Here is a 14624-nt window from a genome sequence, read left to right on the forward strand (position 1 = left end):
ATTCAGTTCACTTCGTCCATTTTTAATCTAAAAAAGTACGGGGCTCATCATGAGCCCCGTACTTTTTATGCTGCTTTATTTTCATCTGGTTTAGAACTACTTTCAGGTGGTTGCGGCGGTTCTTGTGAACTAGAACTTGATGGTTCAGGTGGTTGTTCCGATGTTGCCGGTTGCTCTGCTGAGGAAGAGCTTGCCGGTTGTTCGGTTGAGGGTGGCGCTTCAGAGGAAGAAGGCGCACTTTCTGAACTAGAACTTGATGAACTTTCCGCTTCTTTTGTGGAAGAGGATTCCACCGTACTGCTAGATTCTGGCTGTGGTGCTGAAGAGGTAGTACTTGGTAAAACTTGTACATTTGGTACCTCATAGGCATCTTTCACGTATAATTCATTACCTACCCGCACAACACTGTCTGGCTGCACCCAGTCATCGTTTGAAACATTTTGAGACAAGTAACTCATTATTTCACGATAAACATCCGAGGCAATTCCATAGTATTCTTGATAGATTGGTGTATTTCGATCATTGTATCCAGTCCAAACAGAAACGGCATAGTGTGTTGTATAACCAACAAAGGTACTATCCGGGGCAATTCCTTTTTCTGTTGTGCCCATTCGCGCTAAATCTTCATCAGTATAGTTAGAAGTCCCTGTTTTGGCCGCTTGGATTAAGCCTGGAATGGCGCCGTTAAATCCTGTTCCGCCGTTTAAAACATCTTTTAACATATCCGTCATCATATAGGCGGTAGAGTCTTTCATCGCACGTTTACCATCAGGTTGATAATCAACGCTAGTTCCATCATTGAAAACGACTTTGTTTACGTAATACGGTTTGTTATAAATCCCGTTATTGGCGAAAGCCGCATAAGCTGCTGCTAACTTCAATGAGGAAATTCCATATTTATCGCCATCTACATCGCTTGTGTTACTTGAAATGGCATTCGACGCTTCTAAGTTTTTATAGTCAATTCCTAGTCCTTTAATGAAAGGCATGATGTTTTCTTTACCAACTTCATCAAACGTCTGGACCGCGGTGGTGTTACGAGAACCCATAATCGCACGGCGCATAGTAATGACGCCTTGATATGTTAAATCAGAGTTGAAGACATCAATGTCGGTACCAGGATATTTCGTTGGTTTATCCACCATGAGGCGACCTGTCGAATAATTTAAATTCTCAATTGCGGGACCATAATCCATGATTGGTTTCACGGTTGAACCAACATCACGTTGGGTGTTAACAGCTAAATTGTTTCCTAATTGTACATCATCAGGAATGTGACGACCACCAATCTGTGCTCGGACTTGTCCAGAGGCAACATCAATAACGGTTGAAGCCACTTGCATTTTATCATCTGGAAACGCAACGTATTGATCACTGTTGACAATATCGTAAAGTTGTTTTTGGGCATTCATATCTAAGTTTGTGTAGATATCTAGTCCGTCTGTGTAAACATTTTTACCAGTTTTTGCTTTCACTTCATTGATTACTTCTTTGACATAATTATCTACGACTTTTCGATTGTCATCACTGGCTTTTAATGGCACTAAGCCTTCATCGATTGGGGTAGCTTTAGATTTTTCGTACTCTGCTTTCGAGATTTTTTTATTGTCGTACATTGTGTAGAGTACAACATCCCGGCGTTCTTTAGCAGTATCTGGCTTTGTATAGGGATCGTATGAGTTTGGCGCTTGTGGCATTCCTGCCAGTAGGGCCGTTTGTGGTAAATCAAGTTCAGATAAATGTTTACCATAATAATTTTCAGCCGCTGTTTCCATTCCATAAAAACCATTCGCCATGTAGACTTTGTTAATGTAGTAAGTTAAAATTTCTTCTTTTGATTTTTCACGTTCTAAACGAACAGCCATCCATGCTTCTTGTGCTTTCCGTTTCAAGGTTTGGTCAGATTCTTTTGTAGAGAAGTAGGACAATTTAATTAATTGTTGGGTTAAGGTACTTCCGCCTTGTAATCCACCATTTTTGACATTTGAAAGGGCAGAACCGATAATCCGAATCGGATCCACACCAATGTGTTTATAGAAACGACGGTCCTCGACAGAAACAATGGCATCTTTTAATAATTGAGGCACATCATTTGGTTGAATTAATTCACGCTTTTCTGCGCCTAAATCCTCAAAAATTTCATTATTAATATCGTAAAGCTTCGATGAAACTGTCGCATTCAGTTTGTCATCTTCTAATTTTGGGGCTTGTCGTGCATAGAACCAAAAAAGACCAACGCCTGCTAAAAAAGCGACCATCCCAGCGATAAGTAAGCCAAGAAAGATTTTTAAAACAAGCCGTTTTTTCTTTTTCGGCGGTTGTGTCTTTTTCTTGTAACTCGACTTCGATGAGGTGTTGGATGCATGTCTAGCAGTTCGCGAGCCTGAATTTGCGGTTGGCATAAATAGCAACTCCTTTGTTATACTTTCAAAACTTTATGAATCTAGTGTGTCTGAATATATTGTTCCACTGCGTCGAGATAAGGGATTCGCGGTGCGATTCCAAAAGATAATTCAATTCCTTCTTTCTCGATGAGTGCAAGCGGCATAGATTTTTTCCCAGTAACTGCTTGGTTTTTCCAATGCGTTATTAGATTTTCACCACTAAAAAAGAAGCAGCGTTTTAAGCTTGAAAACCATAATAGCACAAAACAAATCCCTTGTTGTGCTATACATTGTTCCATATGATCAATTTGATGTTGATGAAAATTTTTAAAGGGAAAGGACGTGGTATTTTTCGTTTCTTTCGCTTCAAAATCTATGTAACGGCCTTGATATACACCGTTATAATCAGTCGTTGAAGCTTGTCTAAAGTAGGCCTCCTTAATAACAGCCGCACTTCGTTTGGGATAATCTACTTTAACAATTTGAACAGGAGTGGGTTTCTTATGAACGACTGCTTGCTTATTCAATAGATAATATTGATTGCTTTGATTGATCGCTTCTTCGAAATCCATCCCACGATTACCAAATTCAACGGGGCGTTTCTTTTTTACTTGTTTTTTTGGTGATTGTGCTTCATGATGATTATAAGGTATTCCGTTAGGATAATGGAACGTCACGTTTATCACACTCCTAGCCTGTATTATACCAAAAAAAAGACCTGAAAGAAAAGGGATGACTTATGGAAATGATAAAAACCCTCTATGTCACCGGTTATCGCAGCTTTGAATTGGGGATATTTCAAGGAAAAGACCCGAAAATCACAGTTATTAAAAATGTCTTAAAAAAAGAGTTAGCCAGTTATATTGAAGCGGGAGTAGAATGGATTTTGATTTCTGGCAATTTAGGTGTTGAACTTTGGACAGCTGAAGTAGTTGGGGAATTAAAAACGGAATATCCAGAAGTCCAGCTAGGTTTGCTTTATCCATTTAAAGACTTTGGCAATAATTGGAATGAACAAAATCGAGAACTGTTAACGAAAGCGGAAAGTTTGGCTGATTATATCAACTCAGTAAGTCACCAGCCCTATCAATCGCCAGCACAATTAAAAATGCATACAAAATTTCTTTTGGAACATTCTGGGGGCAGCTTACTTATTTATGACAAAGAGTACCCTGGCAAAACGGAGTATTTTTTAAAGGATGCACAACATTTTTCGGAACGAGAACCCTATGATATTCGCTTAATTACAATGGATGATTTACAAAACTCGGTGATTGATTAGAGAATCTGTTTGATTTTCTAGCTATTTTTCGTTACAATAGTATTTGTGGAACTATGAAATTTTCTATCGTAAATAAACAAATGAGGTGTAAACATGGCAAATTTAGTATATAGTCCTAAAGACATTTTACAAAAAGAATTTAAAACGAAAATGATGAACGGGTATGACCCAATTGAAGTAGACGAATTTTTAGACAATGTCATTAAAGACTACGAAGCTTATAATAAAGAATTATTAAGCTTGCAAGAAGAAAACAGCCGCTTAATGGCAAAATTAGACCAATTATCAAAAGCCCAACCAACGCCTCGTGTTGCTCAAGAAGTACCAAAAAGTGCAGCAGTGACCAACTTTGATATTTTAAAACGTTTATCAAACTTAGAGCGTGAAGTTTTTGGTAAAAAGTTAGATGAAACACCTTCAACACCTGTAACGCCTTCCGCACCGTCAATGACTGCAGAACCAGCGAACCATGATGTTGATAATGCACAAACTCGTCAATTTTAGCAAGACAATTTAAGTCAAGTTTTCACGAGGAACAAAAAGCATTTGTTAGAATAGCGGACACTTGTTTTAGTGTATAAATTTTTGCTGTTCGTTTAAACAGATTTGTAATTTTCGGGTGATCGCGGTTTGCTTTTGCAAGCTGAGGAAAGTCCATGCTCGCACAAGCTGAGATGCTTGTAGTGTTCGTGCTTAGCGAAATCATAAGCTAAGGTACTCTTTTAGAGTAACGGCAGGAAAAATGACTAAGGTTTCGACTATGTCAAAGTATCCTTGAAAGTGCCACAGTGACGAAGCGATGTGGGAAACTCCATCGGTGGAACGCGGTAAACCCCTCGAGCGAGCAACCCAAACAATGGTAGGGGCGCTCTTCTAAAGGAAATGAACGAGTAGAAGAGGCAGAGTTTACTCTGCAGATAGATGATGACCGTCACCAATTTTTCCTGAAGAATTGGTGATACAGAACATGGCTTATAGAAAATTACAAGTAATTCAGGAAGACCTTCCAACGTAGTTGTGAAGGCTTTTTTTACGAAAAGAATAAAAAAATGTTAAAATAAAGAAACTGAGATAAAAGTAGTAAGCTGTCTGTTCTAAAGAGGCCGGGACAGGACCGTTTAGTTCAGAGAAAGCGGACAATTATAAAAAACAAGCGGAGCAGTAGTCGGCAGGACTGTTAGCTCCAGACAATAAAAAAGAGTCAAGAAGGAGTTTTTATGACGAAAGAAAAAACATTCAAACTTGTTGCAACGGCTGCTAGTGGCTTAGAAGCATTAGTTGGAAAAGAATTGCGTGATTTAGGGATTCCCTGTGAAGTAGAAAATGGCCGGGCCGTCTTTGAAGGCACTGTTGAAACAATTGCTACTGCCAATTTATGGCTACGGACAGCAGATCGGATTAAAATCGTCGTTGGCGAATTTAACGCCTATAGTTTTGATGAATTATTTGAAAAAGTTAAAGCACTTCCTTGGGAAGATTATTTGCCTTTAGATGCAGAATTTCCAGTTGCAGGTAAATCAATTAAGTCAAAATTGTATAGTGTTCCTGATTGCCAAGCCATCACCAAAAAAGCCATTGTTAACCGTTTAAGAGAAGTTTACCATCGTCCAGCGACGGTGCCTTTAACCGAAACAGGAGCTTTGTTTAAATTAGAAGTGGCTCTTCTAAAAGATAAAGTGACGTTGACGTTGGACACGACTGGACCAAGTTTATTTAAACGAGGCTATCGCATTGAAAAGGGGGGCGCACCTCTTAAGGAAAACATGGCAGCTGCTTTAGTGATGTTGACCAATTGGCGCAAAGATCGTCCTTTTTATGATCCAGTTTGTGGTTCTGGAACAATTTGTATTGAAGCAGCATTAATTGGCCATAACATTGCCCCTGGCTTTAATCGTAGTTTCACTTGTGAAACATGGGATTGGGTTGATCCAGCGATTTTTGAAAAAGTACGTAACGAAGCCGAGGCAAAGGCAGACTACGATGTTGAATTAGATATCTGTGGTTCAGATGTTGATGGGCGAATGATTGAAGTCGCAAGAGCGAATGCTGAGGAAGTTGGTTTAGGTGATTCAATTACTTTTAAACAATTGGCATTAAAAGATTTTACAACCGAGAAGGAATATGGTGTAATGGTAGCTAACCCGCCTTATGGTGAGCGTTTAGGAGAAGAGGAAAGTGTTCGTCGTTTGTATAAAGAAATGGGCCATGTTTTCCGTCCGTTAACTACTTGGAGCAAGTATATACTGACGAGTGATCTTGCTTTTGAAGAATATTATGGTGCCAAAGCTACTAAAAAACGGAAGCTTTACAACGGAGCCTTACGAACAGATTTATTCCAATACTGGGGAACACGTCCACCAAGAAAACCACGGGAAGACTAAGAAAGCTGGTGTAAAAAAATGAAGGAAGCTGTATTTTTACAAGAAGTGAAAGAAATTCAATTACTAAAAAATGCCTTGACATTATTAGACTGGGATTCATCAACTGGAATGCCAGAAAAAAGTAGTCCTTTTCGAGGAGAAGTAGAAGGGTATTTAACCGGATTATATTTTGAACGAAGTATTGGCCCAGTTATTCAAGAAGCATTGGCCTATTTTGAGACACGCCCTGAAGAATTATCTGAATTAGGGAAACTGGTTTTTGAAAAAGTAAAAGAAGAATATGCTTTGAATAAAAATGTTCCAGCTGAACGTATGCAAGAGTATGTTAAAGTATTAAACCAAGCACATACAGATTGGCTAAAAGCACGCGCTGCACAAGATTTCGGCTTGTTAGAAGAAACCTTAACGAAGGTCGTTGCGTTCCAAAAAGAGTTCATTCCTTATTGGCAAAAAGAAGAAAAAACACCGTACGATGTGTTATTAAATCAATTTGAACCGGGGATGACGGTTGAGAAGCTAGACCAAGTATTCGACCAAGTAAAACAAGGGATTCAAGAAATTCGGACCGTTTTGGCAGAAAAAGGTACGCCGCCTAGAACTGACTTTTTATCTAGAAAAATGACCAAAGAACAACAACGCCGTTTTGTGATTGGTGTGGTTGAGCAATTAGGCTATGATTTTTCAAAAGGCCGATTAGATGATACAGTTCATCCATTTATGACAGCTCTAAATCGAAATGATGCGCGGATTACTACGCGCTGGGAAGAAAATAATTTCTCAATGGCAACATTTGGTGTGATTCATGAAGCGGGTCATGGGATGTATGAACAAAATTTTGATCCTAAATTTGACTTTACGCCGCTAAGCGAAGGTGCCTCTATGGGGATTCACGAATCACAATCGCTCTTTAATGAAATTATCATTGGTAGCAACCGGGCTTTTTGGCAAAAACAATACCCGTTTTTCCAAGACTGCGCAGAAGGTACTTTTGATGATATTGCTTTTGAAGATTTCTATGCTTCTTTAAAAGAAACGAAAGCAAGTTTGATTCGGATTGATTCCGATAGTCTCACCTATCCTTTGCATATCATTATTCGTTATGAAATTGAAAAAATGTTATTTAATGGTTCTTTGGAAGTCGCTGATTTGCCAAAAGTGTGGAACGAAAAATACCAAGAGTACTTAGGCGTATCACCTGAAAATGATTTAGAAGGTGTCCTTCAAGATGTTCATTGGTCTGGAGGTAGCTTTGGTTATTTCCCATCTTATGCCTTGGGTTATATGTACGCCGCGCAACTATTTCACGCAATGAAACAAGAATTATCTGTTGATGAAATTTTAGCTTCGGAGGATTATTCTGATATCCGTAAATGGTTAACACAACATATTCATCAGTACGGCGCTTCACGTAAACCAAATCAATTAATTTATGATGCAACGGGAGAAGAATTGAATCCTAGTTATTTAATTGATTATATGAAAGCTATTTATTTTGATGTTTATCAAGTGCAATAAGTGAAACAAGCAAGGGGAAGTGGACAACAACAATGTTATCAATTCGTGAATATTTAGAAGCTGGTGAAACAACAATCTCAAACTTACTATTTGATCATTACCAAAAAATTGGTTTGAAAGATGATGAATTTCTCTTTTTACTGCAACTTTTTCGTTCGCAAAATGCAGGCGATTTATTTCCAGACTTAATGGCGATTGCAGAGACGATGGGTAAAACGCCAGATACGATTTATAAGTTGTTAAATCAATTGGTTTCTCGCGGATTTATTCGAATTGAAACACAACAAAACCAAAAAGGTCAAATGATGGATACGTATGATTTACTGCCTGTTTTTCAAAAGATTCAATTATTTTTACAAACGAGCAAAGAAAAACAAGTTGTCGCAAACCACGAAGATGAAATTAAACAGCTTTACCAAGGCTTTGAAAAAGAATTCGGACGTCCACTTTCACCAATTGAATTAGAAATGATTGGTCAGTGGTTGAACACGGACCATTATTCCCCTGAATTAATCCGGTTAGCGTTGCGAGAAGCTGTTTTAAATCAGGCGTATAGTTTGAAATATATTGATCGTATTTTACTTGCGTGGGAGCGTAAAAATATTACCACCAAAGAACAAGTTGCTGCTGATCAGAAAAAACGAAAAGATTCTATGATTCAAAATGAGATTGAACAACAAGGTCAGACACAAGAATCGTTGCCAAAGGTTACATTACACAATTGGTTAAATCCAGAAGACAGTGAATAAAAAGGAGGTGGGCCATGCTATCAAAAGAGAAAACAATGGAAGCTATTGAAATTATGTATGAGATGTTTCCAAATGCAGAATGTGAATTAAAACATAAGAATCCTTTTGAATTATTAATTGCTGTGATTTTAAGTGCGCAAGCAACCGATGTATCGGTAAATAAAGCGACTCCTGGTTTATTCGCAGCTTTTCCAACACCAGAAGCTTTAGCAGCTGCGCCGGTGGAGGAGATTATTGCTAAAATAAAAACCATTGGCTTATATCGCAATAAAGCAAAAAATATTAAAGCGTGCGCACAACAACTTTTAGAACGTTTCAATGGAGAAGTTCCGCAAACCAGAGATGAACTGGTCAGTTTACCTGGCGTGGGGAGAAAAACAGCCAATGTAGTAATGGGAGATGCTTTCGGCGAACCGGCTTTTGCAGTAGATACACATGTGGAACGAGTGTCCAAGCGCCTTAGAATTTGTAAGCTAAATGCGAATGTTACTGAAGTTGAGCAAACCTTAATGCGTAAAGTTCCGAAAGAACTCTGGGTGAAAACGCACCATACCATGATTTTCTTTGGGCGTTATCACTGCCTAGCAAGAGCGCCTAAATGTGAAGCCTGTCCGCTACTCTATATGTGTCAAGAAGGCAAAGAACGGATGAAAGGGAAATAACACATTTTTTCCTAAAAAAGCGAGCCACAAGTCCAACCGACTTGTGGCTCGCTTTCTTTTTTTGATTTTTAAGAAACGCAACAAATGATTGCGGTTTCTTAAAAATTGATTTAGTATAGACAGTGTGGTATATACTAGAAAATTTATTTTTTTGAAGAAAGATAGGCGATGAAATGACAGAAAATGCACCCAAATTTAAGCAAATTTCTGCAGAAATTGAAAAGAAGATTCGAGACGGTCTGTATGTAAGTGCACAAAAATTACCTTCAGAATATGATTTAGCTAAAGAATATAACTGCAGTCGCTTGACCATCCGTAAAGCGATTGATGATTTGATCCGCAAAAATATTTTGGTAAAACGACATGGTAAAGGTAGTTATGTGATGTCGCAAGCGAAAATTCAAAGTGGTCGCGCTGGCTTACAAGGTTTTACTGAGGCAGCCAAAGCTTACGGGAAAAAAAGCCAGACAGAAGTCATTTCCTTTGAAGAAGTAGTACATCCCGCTGAGAAAATTCGGGAGGCGCTCCAAGTAGGCAAAAATGAGGCAATTTATGAACTGATTCGCCGCCGAATGTTAGACGGCGAACCAATGACAGTTGAAAAAATTTATTTGCCACAGGCATACGTACAAGGCCATACGAAGCAAGACTTCGAGGGCTCTCTTTTCTGCTTAATCGAGAAGAACGTCGAGATTGCTTATTCGCATCAAGAAATTGAAGCAATCTTAGTTGAAGCGGAAATTTCAGAATTATTGAATGTTCCTGTGGGCCAACCACTTTTACAAGTCCACTCTATCACCTATGCGCTTGATGCAACTCCTATTTTATATGATGTCTCTTTATATCGAGCAGATCGGTACACGTTTAAAAACACACTGACCCGCTATAGCCCGTCTGAAAACAACCAAGTGGAGCTAGGAGGTTCTTGGAACGAATGAAGATCAAAGAAGAAATAGCCGCTCAAAAAGATTTATTTTATGAAGACTTAAACAAAATTATCGCGATTCGAAGTGTGAAAGGGTCGCCTAAAAAAGAGGCACCTTTTGGCGAAGGACCGAAAAGAGCCTTGGAAGAAACGCTGAAACTTGCAGAGCGTTATGGTTTTCAAACTGGGATTGTCAATGACGCAGTTGGCTATGCGCAATGGGGAACAGCGGAAGAATATCTGGGAATTATTGGTCATTTAGATGTAGTACCAGAAGGTTCTGGTTGGTCAGTGCCGCCCTTTCAATTAACGAAAAAAAATCAACGTTTGTATGGTAGAGGAATTCTAGATAATAAAGGTCCTATCTTGGCTTGCCTGTATGGAATGAAATTACTGAAAGAACTTGGTTACCAACCAAAGAAAACCATTCGCTTAATGTTTGGCACGGATGAAGAAAGTGGGAGTGGAGATATCCCCTTATATTTAGAGAAGGAAAACGCACCCGTTTTTGGATTTACTCCAGATTGTAAATATCCAGTAGTTTATGGGGAGCGAGGGATTGTTAATTATGAGATCACAACGACCATCCCAGATGATTCAAGTGAACAAATTGGTCAGATTATAGGTGATCAAGCAAAAGACCACGTACCTGATCAATTAAGTGTGGTGATTGCGGGAAAAACAACAGCAATCACGGGAAAACGTGCTCCTTCCAATGCGCCAGAACTAGGCAAGAACGCGATTACTTTATTGGCACAGAAAATTAGCGAGGAACAGTTAGTCAAAGGAAATTTATTACAGTATTTCGACTGGTTAACCGCTAGTTTTCACGAAAAGCACTATGGCGAAGGAGTAGCTCTGGACTTTAAGGATCAGGATAGTGGGCAATTGATTTTAACGCCCTATGCGTTGGAAAAAAGAGGACAGCAATTGGTGTTATCATTGGCCGTGCGTTATCCTGTTTCTATTACAGAAAACGAAGTAACCACGCAGCTAACGAAGGCACTATTTCCAGAAAGTGAAGTGACCGTCATCCGCCGCCTCCCTAGTACGCTGTTTCCAAAAGATGAGCGCAATGTTCAAAAATTAACCAAGGTTTATGAACAAATTACTGGCTTAGATGGGACGCCAGTCACAACTACAGGTGCTACGTATGCTCGCTTTATGCCGAATATCGTTGCTTTCGGTCCATCATTTCCTGGTCAAAAAGGCATTGCACATAACCAAGATGAATATATGGATGAAAAAGATTTACTGCTTAATCTGGAAATCTATATGCAAGCGATGATTGCATTAACAGAAGCATAAAACCAATAGAAGATACACGTATGAGAAGAAGCCAATGTTTTTCGTAGAGGTCGCATACGTGTATCTTCTATTTTTCTGTATAAAATTTCATTTTCAGTATATACAAAACAGTATATACTAGTTTATAATGGTGGAGAAATGTAAGCGTTAACGAAAGGGCGGATGGAAAATGACTTGGGGTGCAATTGCGACATGGCGGATGGCACATGATGGGTTACTAAAAGCTACAGAAGAATTACAACAAGGAGGTGCTGCAGGCACGGCCGTGGAACAATTAATTAAAGAAGTAGAAGACTATCCTTTTTATAAGTCAGTGGGCTACGGCGGTTTACCTAATGAGGAAGGGATTTTAGAAATGGATGCTGCCTATATGGATGGAGACACATTTGCAATTGGTGCTGTGGCGGGAATTACAGATGTTAAAAATCCGATTTCAGTGGCTAAAGCATTAAGTAAAGAGAAGTTTAATAGTTTTCGTGTTGGCGCAGGTGCAACGAAATATTCAATGTTGCACGGTTTTGAAAGAAAGAATATGTTGACAGAACGCGCTAATCAATGGTGGCAAAAGCGTTTAAAAGAAATTCAGGAAAATCAGTTGAACCCCTATGATGGGCATGATACTGTCGGCGCTATTACGTTAGACCAAACAGGATCAATGGCAGCTGGCACTTCCAGTTCGGGACTCTTCATGAAAAAAGCAGGACGTGTTGGCGATTCACCACTGTCAGGTTCTGGTTTTTATGTTGATAGCGAAATTGGTGGTGCTGCGGCTACAGGCTTAGGTGAAGATTTAATGAAAGGCTGTCTTTCTTATGAAATCGTTCGTTTAATGGGGGAAGGGCGCTCGCCACAACAAGCATGTGATCAAGCCGTCTATGCTTTTCATGAAAAATTGACCCAACGTTATGGGAAAGCAGGAGCTTTTTCACTAGTGGCCATGAACAAACAGGGAGACTGGGGCGTAGCTACGAATGTGGAATTTACTTTTACGGTTGGTACTGATATGCAGCAACCAGAAATCTATATTGCAAATCCAGGCAAGAATCATACCACAGAGATTCAGCCGATTTCACAAGAATGGTTAGCGGCCTATGAAAAAAGAATCAAAGCACCAATTGAATAAATGAGGAGAGTGAAGGAACATGAGTAAAAAACAAATTTATCTTTTTTGTGATGCAGGGATGTCTACAAGTATTATGGTGAATAAAATGATGGAAGTGGTGGAAAAACATCAAATGCCTTTAATGATTACTGCTTTTCCTATTGCAAGAGCACAAGAAGTGGTTGAAGCAGAGAAGCCTGTTGCTATTTTATTAGGACCACAAGTCCGTTTTTTATTAGAAAAAACAAAAGAACAATTTGCTCCTCAAGGGATTCCTGTCGCTGCAATTGCGCCAGAAATTTATGGCATGATGGATGGCGAAAAAGCATTGAAAGAAGCGCTGCGGTTAATTAAGCAAAATAAAAAATAATAGATAGGAGTGACGACCGTGCAAAAATTTTTGGATTGGTTAGAGCGCGTATTGACCCCTTTGGCAAAAGTGATAGGAGAAAATAAGTATTTAGTAGCGATTCGTGATGGCTTCCTTTTATCAACGCCCTTGTTGATTGTTGGTTCGGTCTTCTTATTAATTGCTAATTTTCCTTTGCCACAATGGGATACTTGGATGTCTCATTTGCTTGGTAAAGACTGGGCGACAATGATGTCTGTTCCAGCTAGTGCTAGTTTTGATGTAATGACTATTCTGGCCGTTGTCGGTATTGCCTATAGTTTAGGAAAACAATTCAATGTGGATGCAATGCAAGCAGGAATTATCGCATTGGTTTCATTTTTTATTGTAACGCCTTATCAAACATTATTTACACCGGAAAATAGTTCAAAGGTTTATGAAGTTACTAGTTTACCTTTAAAATGGATGGGTTCCAGTGGCTTGTTTTTAGGAATGATTGTCGCATTAATTGCGACTCGTTTATTTGTGGCCATTGTTCGTAAAGGGTGGACAATAAAAATGCCAGAAGGAGTGCCACCAACAGTGGTTAAGTCTTTTGAGGCCCTGATTCCGAGTTTTTTAGTTGTTACTCTCATGTTTTTAGTCAATTGGCTGGCTGCTTTAACTCCTTATGGTAATTTACAAGATGTTATTTTTGAATTTCTACAAACGCCCTTATTGAGTCTTGGTAATACCTTAGGTGCAATGAGCATTGCTTATTTATTTTTACACTTCTTTTGGTTCTTTGGCATTAACGGAGGTAGTGTGGTTGGCGCAGTCTTTAATCCTGTTTTGCGGGCATTGTCTGTTGAAAATTTACAAGCATTTAAAGACGGTCATGAAATTCCCAACATCATCACTGGACAATTTCAAGATATGTTTGCAACATTTGGTGGCGCCGGTTCCACACTCTCATTAATCATTGTGATGGTCTTATTCTGTAAAAGTCAACGAATTAAAAAGCTTTCGCAACTTTCACTAATTCCTGGTGTTTTTGGGATTAACGAACCAATCATTTTTGGGTTACCAATTGTTTTAAATCCAATCCTTTTAATTCCATTTGTCTTAGTACCCGCAATTAATATTATTATTGCCTATTTTGCTATGGATTGGGGCTTAGTTCCATTGACGAATGGTATTCAATTGCCGTGGACGACCCCGCCAATTATCTCAGGATTTTTAGTCAGCGGTTGGCAAGGATCAATTCTGCAAGCTCTCTTATTGGTACTAGGAATGTTCATTTATTATCCTTTTATTCGAGTTATGGATGACCAATATTTACGTGAAGAATGGAAAGCACAAGAAGAAGAGAGTGAAGAAATTGATTTTGATTCCTTTGACTTCGATGATTTATAAATAAGGAGGAAATAGGCATGAAAAAAATCCTTTTAGTCTTAAACCACAGTTTAGCAGGATTTGGCAGTGATGAACAAGCTCAGCTGAAACCAAGTGGTAAAAAAGCTCCCTTAGGTCCAGGGGTAACATTGCTACCATTTTTACAGAAGCAAGGAGCGGAAATTGTTGCGACACTTTATTGTGGTGACCAATATTATTTGGAAAACGAGGAAGAGGTAGCAAAGAAATTTATTGGCTTTGCAAAAAAGTTTCATGCCGATGCGGTTCTTTGCGGACCAGCCATGCATTATCCTAATTTTGGAGAAATGGCTGCTCGTCTAGCTTGTAAGTTTAATGCTGCAGGCATTCCTGCAATTGCAGCGATGGCAGAAGAAAATCCAGCAGTTAGTCACTATTATCAGCAAGTACCGATTGTGAAGATGCCCAAAAAGGGCGGCATTGGTTTAAATAATTCGTTTAAACAAATGGCGCAATTGGTCGTGGCAAAAGCAAATGGAAAAGAAACCAAACAGTTAGAAGAAACAAGTTGTTTTTAATTGTTGATAATCTAAAGAGAAATCCAGAATGAACGC

General features: G+C 39.0%; 14 protein-coding genes and 1 other RNA gene. 13 read left to right on the forward strand and 2 right to left on the reverse strand.

Annotated elements, in window-relative coordinates; all coding sequences use genetic code 11:
- Positions 1 to 65: 65 nt before the first annotated feature.
- Complete coding sequence (locus IGJ37_RS04620) at positions 66 to 2402, reverse strand: PBP1A family penicillin-binding protein (RefSeq protein WP_325814728.1); 2337 nt, start codon at positions 2400 to 2402, stop codon at positions 66 to 68.
- Positions 2403 to 2443: 41 nt separating this feature from the next.
- Entirely contained in the window at positions 2444 to 3061 is a 618-nt protein-coding gene (gene recU, locus IGJ37_RS04625; protein WP_002388848.1) for a Holliday junction resolvase RecU, read from the reverse strand.
- Between the two features lie 62 nt (positions 3062 to 3123).
- Between recU and IGJ37_RS04630 the strand changes: the two genes are divergently transcribed.
- The 13 genes from IGJ37_RS04630 to IGJ37_RS04690 all read left to right on the forward strand — a co-directional run bounded on the left by IGJ37_RS04630 (position 3124) and on the right by IGJ37_RS04690 (position 14588).
- Positions 3124 to 3666, forward strand: a complete 543-nt coding sequence (locus tag IGJ37_RS04630; RefSeq protein WP_002360568.1) for a DUF1273 domain-containing protein — start codon at positions 3124 to 3126, stop codon at positions 3664 to 3666.
- A 93-nt stretch (positions 3667 to 3759) separates the two neighbouring features.
- On the forward strand, positions 3760 to 4170 hold the full coding sequence (gene gpsB, locus IGJ37_RS04635) for a cell division regulator GpsB (RefSeq protein ID WP_002357990.1): 411 nt from the start codon (positions 3760 to 3762) through the stop codon (positions 4168 to 4170).
- Positions 4171 to 4277: 107 nt separating this feature from the next.
- Positions 4278 to 4646: RNase P RNA component class B (gene rnpB / locus IGJ37_RS04640), an RNA gene on the forward strand.
- A gap of 237 nt (positions 4647 to 4883) precedes the next feature.
- Positions 4884 to 6047 carry a THUMP domain-containing class I SAM-dependent RNA methyltransferase gene (locus IGJ37_RS04645; protein ID WP_002357989.1) on the forward strand — a complete coding sequence of 388 codons (1164 nt, stop codon included), beginning with the start codon at positions 4884 to 4886 and terminating at the stop codon, positions 6045 to 6047.
- Between the two features lie 18 nt (positions 6048 to 6065).
- Positions 6066 to 7562, forward strand: coding sequence for a carboxypeptidase M32 (locus IGJ37_RS04650; RefSeq protein ID WP_002357988.1), 1497 nt, complete (start codon positions 6066 to 6068; stop codon positions 7560 to 7562).
- Positions 7563 to 7594: 32 nt separating this feature from the next.
- Positions 7595 to 8311: a DnaD domain protein gene (locus IGJ37_RS04655; protein ID WP_002357986.1), complete on the forward strand. Its 717-nt coding sequence runs from the start codon at positions 7595 to 7597 to the stop codon at positions 8309 to 8311.
- A gap of 14 nt (positions 8312 to 8325) precedes the next feature.
- Complete coding sequence (nth, locus tag IGJ37_RS04660) at positions 8326 to 8973, forward strand: endonuclease III (RefSeq protein ID WP_002357985.1); 648 nt, start codon at positions 8326 to 8328, stop codon at positions 8971 to 8973.
- Between the two features lie 173 nt (positions 8974 to 9146).
- Complete coding sequence (locus IGJ37_RS04665) at positions 9147 to 9911, forward strand: GntR family transcriptional regulator, LSA1692 subfamily (protein WP_002357984.1); 765 nt, start codon at positions 9147 to 9149, stop codon at positions 9909 to 9911.
- A complete protein-coding gene (locus tag IGJ37_RS04670) occupies positions 9908 to 11206 on the forward strand; it encodes a Sapep family Mn(2+)-dependent dipeptidase (protein WP_002386630.1) in 1299 nt (432 codons plus the stop codon). Before IGJ37_RS04665 ends, IGJ37_RS04670 begins: the two co-directional genes overlap by 4 nt.
- Positions 11207 to 11375: 169 nt before the next feature.
- Positions 11376 to 12329 (forward strand): N(4)-(beta-N-acetylglucosaminyl)-L-asparaginase, encoded by a 954-nt coding sequence (locus IGJ37_RS04675; protein WP_002361636.1) that lies wholly within the window; start codon positions 11376 to 11378, stop codon positions 12327 to 12329.
- A 19-nt stretch (positions 12330 to 12348) separates the two neighbouring features.
- Positions 12349 to 12678, forward strand: a complete 330-nt coding sequence (locus tag IGJ37_RS04680; RefSeq protein WP_002357981.1) for a PTS sugar transporter subunit IIB — start codon at positions 12349 to 12351, stop codon at positions 12676 to 12678.
- 18 nt (positions 12679 to 12696) lie between these two features.
- Entirely contained in the window at positions 12697 to 14052 is a 1356-nt protein-coding gene (gene celB / locus IGJ37_RS04685; protein WP_002384702.1) for a PTS cellobiose transporter subunit IIC, read from the forward strand.
- Positions 14053 to 14069: 17 nt separating this feature from the next.
- Positions 14070 to 14588 carry a GrdB-related putative oxidoreductase gene (locus IGJ37_RS04690; protein WP_002361637.1) on the forward strand — a complete coding sequence of 173 codons (519 nt, stop codon included), beginning with the start codon at positions 14070 to 14072 and terminating at the stop codon, positions 14586 to 14588.
- Positions 14589 to 14624 lie beyond the last annotated feature (36 nt).

The sequence above is a fragment of the Enterococcus sp. AZ104 genome (genome assembly GCF_050546705.1).
Taxonomy (GTDB): domain Bacteria; phylum Bacillota; class Bacilli; order Lactobacillales; family Enterococcaceae; genus Enterococcus; species Enterococcus faecalis.